The 6188-nt window shown below is 36.4% G+C and carries 7 protein-coding genes; 4 read left to right on the forward strand and 3 right to left on the reverse strand.

The features are described from left to right. Both H1P_RS34840 and H1P_RS34845 read right to left on the reverse strand, forming a co-directional pair. Nucleotides 1–1248 (reverse strand): glycosyltransferase (locus tag H1P_RS34840; protein ID WP_144876282.1); only part of this gene is annotated, 1248 nt, incomplete at its 3' end. 257 nt (nt 1249–1505) lie between these two features. Then, nucleotides 1506–2714, reverse strand: a complete 1209-nt coding sequence (locus H1P_RS34845; RefSeq protein WP_144876284.1) for a sulfotransferase family protein — start codon at nt 2712–2714, stop codon at nt 1506–1508. Between the two features lie 264 nt (nt 2715–2978). Here H1P_RS34845 and H1P_RS34850 point away from each other — a divergent pair, with 264 nt between their 5' ends. From H1P_RS34850 to H1P_RS34865, 4 genes are all read left to right on the forward strand, one after another. After that, nucleotides 2979–4241 carry a MerR family transcriptional regulator gene (locus tag H1P_RS34850; protein WP_144876286.1) on the forward strand — a complete coding sequence of 421 codons (1263 nt, stop codon included), beginning with the start codon at nt 2979–2981 and terminating at the stop codon, nt 4239–4241. A gap of 118 nt (nt 4242–4359) precedes the next feature. Next, on the forward strand, nt 4360–4740 hold the full coding sequence (locus H1P_RS34855; protein WP_144876288.1) for a hypothetical protein: 381 nt from the start codon (nt 4360–4362) through the stop codon (nt 4738–4740). A 276-nt stretch (nt 4741–5016) separates the two neighbouring features. Next, nucleotides 5017–5244 (forward strand): hypothetical protein, encoded by a 228-nt coding sequence (locus H1P_RS34860; protein WP_144876290.1) that lies wholly within the window; start codon nt 5017–5019, stop codon nt 5242–5244. 34 nt (nt 5245–5278) lie between these two features. Continuing rightward, a complete protein-coding gene (locus H1P_RS34865) occupies nt 5279–5509 on the forward strand; it encodes a hypothetical protein (RefSeq protein WP_144876292.1) in 231 nt (76 codons plus the stop codon). Nucleotides 5510–5664: 155 nt separating this feature from the next. Here the strand turns inward: H1P_RS34865 and H1P_RS34870 are convergent. Continuing rightward, nucleotides 5665–6188, reverse strand: a 524-nt coding sequence (locus H1P_RS34870) for a hypothetical protein (RefSeq protein ID WP_222427404.1), incomplete at its 5' end; no start/stop codon positions are given.

The raw sequence follows: 6188 nt of genomic DNA on the forward strand, positions 1-6188 counted from the left end.
TTTTTTTAAATCGTTTATTGTTTTTAAATAGTTAAATTCTTGATGATGCAGCCTTACTCTTTGTAAAGCATTACTTAAGGATGAAATCACTTTTTCTTCTGCAAAAAGACTTTCATAGAAAAAATATAATTTTTGTCCACTAATAGTCCAATTTAAGTTTTCTTGAGCGAATTTTAAGGAATTTTCTGCAAGTTTTTGTCTTAAATGAGGATTATCCAAAAGAAAATCAATCATTGCTGGTAAAGAGTTTTCATCCACTGAATCCAAAATTAAAGCGTTTTCTTGATGGGTCAAGACTTTACCTATATTAGTATTGGGAACAATTACTGGTTTACCCATAGATAAAAATTCAGGGATTTTAGAAGGAAAACGATAATCATTAAACTCATCTGATTTTCCTGGTTGTACTAAAACATCTGCTAAAGCCAGAATTTCGGGAATTTTATTTCTATCTATCCAACCTAACTCCACAACATATTCTTTAATCCATAATCGATCTTTTTCCAGAAATTGTAAGTTATTATTAGTACCTGTACGAACTAAAACAGTTGGTTTCCCTGCTTGATTAAGTTTACCGACTGCTAAATATAGACATCGAACTTCATCTACATTGGCTAAGTGAACATTCCCTGTATAACAAAGTACTGTAGTACCCTTTTCAATGCCTAGACTTGTAAGTAAATTGGTATTTTTAGGTTGCGGGTAAAATTCTTTTGTATCTACGCCTGGATAAAGAGTAATTTTTGAAGCTGAAGAAGGCACAAATTGGGCTAATTTATCGATGATAACGGTAAAACCATCGGCAGTTGCCATAAATTCTTTATATTTGACAGGATGAGACAAATTATAAGGTAATAACTGTTCCCATTCTGTTGACCAATTTTCTAAAGACACATCAAGAAAGCGTTCAATTACTGACTCTTCATTATCTTCTAAATGAATGACTAATTTAAACTCGTATCTTATGGATAAAGCATAACAATAGATTTTTACGTGTTGACGAGGAGTCCAAGCATGAACCACATCTGGAGGCTGATGGTTAGAAAACAAGTCCGTTATAGAGTCAATCTCATCGTATTGAGTAACTGCATATAGATTGCCCTTTAAAGTAGAAATACTATTTTTATCATGAGGCACGGCTACAACGCAATCTAAACCTAATTTAACCAATTCATTAGCAAAGTGATGGACATGAACAGCACTATTGCTGGGAAAATGTGAATGAGAGACTATTAAAATATTTTTCATCTAGTTTCAATGAGCGAAAAACGTGACTCTAGCCAATACATCTTGTTTAAGGATTCGACAGAGACTTTTACTCACGAAGTATTCAGTATATTTCAGAACAGCTTTTTAGAGCGAATATTAATTATTCGAGAAGTATTGTAACTCACCCTATTTGATTTTCGATCAAAACTTCAGTTTGAAAATTTGACTGGGTTTATTAAGCAATAAAATCTAGAGCCATAGAAGATAAATAATCAGCATAATTTTTATTTCAAGTCTTAAAGACGATCGCCTGGGGTTATTTCATCTGTAAAATCAACTGGGTTAGATTGTTCCATTGAAGTTTGTTCATCAAGAGAAGCAAGATAGTTTTGATAGGCTGAATCGGCTTCTTTTTTGTGAAACTTGTGTTTTAGATGAAACCACAAATTTCTTAGTTTCCAGAATTTGCTACTCTCCATCCCTGCAAGTACAAGCTTTAATTGCTCTATTATTTCTTGGGCTGTTTGCAGCTTTTTCTCGGATTGGTTTAATTTATCTTCTGTTGTTTGTAGCTTTTGTTGTGTTTCTTTGAGCAAAATCTCAGTTTGCTGTAGCAGTGTTTCATTTGCTTGAGCTTGAACTAACTGGGTTTCTAATTCATGCTTTTCATTTTCTATTTTTTTCAAATCGTGCCAATCTTGCAACAACCAGGATTCATAAGTTGATTCTATATGCTGGTCTTCTACTGTAGAGGAAACAACTTCATCTGACTGTTGCTGAAGTTGATTATACAAGTCGATAACTTTAGGAAATAACTTAGTAACTAAAGCTTGTCGATAATGCATACTATCATCGACATTAAATAAAGATGGTTTGTAAAGAGATTCAGGCGATCGCAATTCTAATTGAAACTTTTGCTCGGTCAAGTTGATAATAACATTCGGATTACTAATAATACTTCTGATGTCTAACAACAAGCATTGTTCTTGATAGCGTTGATAAAAATCTAAAATCGCCCTGTTATAAATACTCCACTGTTCCAAAGCAAAGTTGGGATTAGTGTCAAAAATAGAATCACCACGACGAAACAGGGAGTCTACCACTTCCCAGGGTGAGCGAAAAGTAAAAATGAATTTTGCTTCAGGAATTAATTGCAACCAAAAATCTAGAAATAAAGTGGTTCTGGGATCTTTCCAACCCCAAATTTGTTTATTTTTTCTGGCTGAGATGAGACTTTGAGCCGTAGCTAAATACTGTCCTTGAACTTCAACTAATTTCTCTTTTGTCCATCCTTCATGGGCAATTCCTTGAGAGCTTAATATCGCCTGATGAAGTGCCACAAAATCCCAATCTTCAAAAAATCCGTTAGGATTCCATTCGCTAGCAGCCATTAAGCGATCGCCGATTTCAAGACCTGCACTTTGTAATAAAGATGCAGTCAAAGAAGTTCCAGAACGATGCATTCCTGTGATTATGACACATTGATTGGGGTGACTGTTTTCCATAATTTGAGAATTAATTAGCCGAGCATTGAGATGTTTTTTTCTCCTAAATCTCAACTTTTGGGAAGAATTCCATTTTTGTTTACCTCAGTATAGGACAAAAACTGGAGAGCTTAGCAAAAGTCCGTTTCATGCTATTGCAATTTGTCTCTACCAAAGAATTTATTTCACACAAATACCTGAATCTCTCTTGACTCTCACGTTACGTCAGGCTCTAGGATGAACTCATCAACCGCATTTCTCTGGTAAACAGGAGCAGAGTTAAAGATGTTTGAACTCATGAAGATTGGTGAATTGTCACAACAAACTGGACTCTCAATTAGGACGTTGCACTATTACGACGAAATTGGTTTGCTTTGTCCTTCCCATCGAACAGAGGTCGGATATCGGCTCTACAGTAACCAGGATATCATTCGCTTGCAGCAAATCGTATCGCTGCGACAGCTTGGTTTTTCTCTGAAGGAAATCCGCGAGTGTTTGAAAAATCCCGATCTTTCTCTTCAGCAAACAATAGACTTGCATCGAGCCAAGGTAAAAGAGCAGATGGCTTTATCGCGTACATTACTCAAACGCTTAGATGTGATCTCTACAGAACTTGAAACAAAGCGATCCGTTGCGGTTGACAACCTAATTCAAGTAATGGAAACAGTTTCTATGTCCAAACAGCAATATCTTACACCAGAACAGCAAGAAATTCTGAGATCGAGATTTGGCGAACGAGAGGCGGAATGGCAAGAGATACTAACCCAATCACGTACTGAGATGAGCAAGGGAATGAATGTTGACAGCCTTTCTGTGTATAAGTTATTCAGGCGTTGGGAGCAAAGTATGAGATCTTTAATTCGTGATGACGAACAAATTTACGAATCACTTATGAGGATGTATCAGCAAGAGGAAGTAGAAACTGCTAGTTGGGGCGCGATAGATTACGCCACATTTGAATACATTCTCAAAGCAATTTCCTTTCTTTTGCTTGCCGATGATATGAATTTAATGAATTTGAATTGGGTCATACCAGAGAAAAACTTCACGACCGATGCTATTCAAGTCATTCGTTTGGCAGAAGATGCCATTTACCAGTTAAACACTTATGTCATTGGGACAGAAGGTATACTATTGGGATTTTTAGCAGAAGATACTGGTGTTGCTTCGCAGGTTCTAAAAGCTGCGGGGGTGACTCCTGAAATCGTACAACATCAGATTATACAAATACTTGGCGAGTTTCCACCATTCCCGCCAGAAATACCTATTCCTGATAAAACGCCTTTTACTTCCAGAGCTAAAAGAGTAATTGAAATTGCGCTTGAGGAGGCAACTCAGATGGGTCAGACACACATCGATTCAGGACACTTACTACTGGGCATTTTAAAAGAAACTGAGAAAATTGAGTCAGCCAGAAAAGTGGCAATATCTCAAGGAGATGAGAAACCAATGGAATTTATTGGAGTAGCAGCCAAGATACTAAAAGAAGCGTTAGGAATAAATTTAGTGCAGCTTGAGCAACAGCTAAGGTCGGCAATGTCTCAGTAGCCAGTTGTTCTATATTTATTTACCTTGAAAGCTTAGTCATCGAATTGGAGTTAACAATTTGCCAAGAATTTATTTCGCGTTGAAAATCTCTATTATTAAAGAGAAAGAGGATAAAAATATGTCCCACAAAAGCATGATTTGGCTCAAAAGTGCGATCTCGGCTCTGCCGAGGCACTTCGCGATCGCTTTAGACTTATTAATGATTTTTTTAGTTCAATATCCCGTCAATTCAGCCATTGAAAGAGTCCAGAAAAACTCTGTGCCAAAAACTTTTCCCGTAACACTAATCGCTGAAGCAGAACCAAGTTTACCTCAAAGGAACCATGAAGCATATCAGCAGAGAACTCAACAATGGAGAGAACAACAAAGTGACCAAAAACAAAAATATCAAGATATTAGAAGGCAACAACAAGAACAATTTCAAAGACACAATGACTTTAGAAGACGACAGCAAGAACGAACCCTCCCGCCAGAAAAATTGATTCGGCAACCAGAATAAACAGAAATATAGTACTTGTTGAATTAATATTCACGAGAAAAATAATTTATGAAGATAATTGCTTCAAATATCTCCGAATCTTTTTCTTAATTGCTCCACAACCAGCATTTGCTGTCAAATTCAAAGCTTTTTCCCATAATTCTATATTTTTCTCATATTCGTATAATACAAAAATATTGATTTTTAGTTGACCAAATAATCAAGCTTTTCTTCACATAATATTTACAATGATATGTCAAAAATATAAAAAAGGGTCGGCAAAAAGGAAAAAATTTGATGAAAAAAAGTCTACTAAATCAAGTTAAATTGCTGGGTTGTGATGCATATCAATCCCCTAACAATCAATGGGTAATCGAACTTTCCATCGATCGTAAAAAATTGCTGTTACAAGAACAAGAATCTAATCAATGGTTATTGATATGTAATGAAAATCCGCAAATGTTTCTCAAAACAAGGCAAATACTAACATATCTGGAAAAAATACAGGAAAATAAAGCTATTTAGCTGACAAATATTAATTTTTCGGACTAAATCAGTCATGAGTAAGAACGAATCTTATCGCCAGAAAAAACAGAAATGTCTGAATAACTCGGAATTTATAACAAATCGGGTAATTGTTAGAAAACAAGCAACTACTAAATTTCCGATTTCCCATACCAATTTAGGTTCTTGGTTAACCCTTCGAGTAAATATGATTCCTTTCGATTATCAATGTCCGAACCATAAGAAAAAAGACTTGAGGAAAGAATTTTCAGTGAATTATGAATAATCAAGAATGGCAAATAGTTATCGACTTCTCTGAGGCTTAGGTTGATTAGGCTTATAGAAACGATTCTGACAAAAAGGGTTACGCTCGACCTCAAATCTTTTTTTCTCAGCAGTTTCAATCGTCTTATCAATCGGTGAGATTATCGGAGGTAGAAATTATATCGATCCTTTGAACATGATGATTCCGAGGACACGATCGTCTTTCTTTATTATCCCCCAACTGCTCGGCACACGAGAGTTAAAGAACACTCCAGCTTTTTCGTCAGGAACACTGATCTCCTTGCCCTCAAATCCTGCTTGCACTGCATCTTTTTCCCAATTCGAGGGGAACCCAGTTAAATACTGCCGTCGTAGATATTCCCAGTCATCTTCTGGAGTGAGACTTTCTCGTTTTGGTAGTGCTGTAATTATACAGTGGGTGTAAGGGGATTCAGCAGTTACTATAACGCTAACTTGAGGATCGTGAGGAGTCGAAACCTCAATCGCACGCAAAAGACGAGCAGTTTCCTCATCTGTGTTTGGCGAAGGTTCGCTAGAGAGAGATTGCTTGGTTATCGGAGAGAAAAGAGCGACAGTGGCAGGCATTCGATTTTGTAGTTCTGTCTGAATCTTATCTGTTCTCCTTTCTGCACGATACTGGTCTACATTATGTAATGCGAACATGATACCGAACATCATCA

Origin of the sequence: Hyella patelloides LEGE 07179, assembly GCF_900659865.1 — a bacterium.
Lineage (GTDB): Bacteria > Cyanobacteriota > Cyanobacteriia > Cyanobacteriales > Xenococcaceae > Hyella > Hyella patelloides.

Coding starts and splice junctions, on each gene's coding strand:
- H1P_RS34845 (WP_144876284.1), bottom strand. CDS start 2,714: ATGGAAAACAGTCACCCCAATCAATGTGTCATAATCACAGGAATGCAT.
- H1P_RS34850 (WP_144876286.1), top strand. CDS start 2,979: ATGTTTGAACTCATGAAGATTGGTGAATTGTCACAACAAACTGGACTC.
- H1P_RS34855 (WP_144876288.1), top strand. CDS start 4,360: ATGTCCCACAAAAGCATGATTTGGCTCAAAAGTGCGATCTCGGCTCTG.
- H1P_RS34860 (WP_144876290.1), top strand. CDS start 5,017: ATGAAAAAAAGTCTACTAAATCAAGTTAAATTGCTGGGTTGTGATGCA.
- H1P_RS34865 (WP_144876292.1), top strand. CDS start 5,279: ATGAGTAAGAACGAATCTTATCGCCAGAAAAAACAGAAATGTCTGAAT.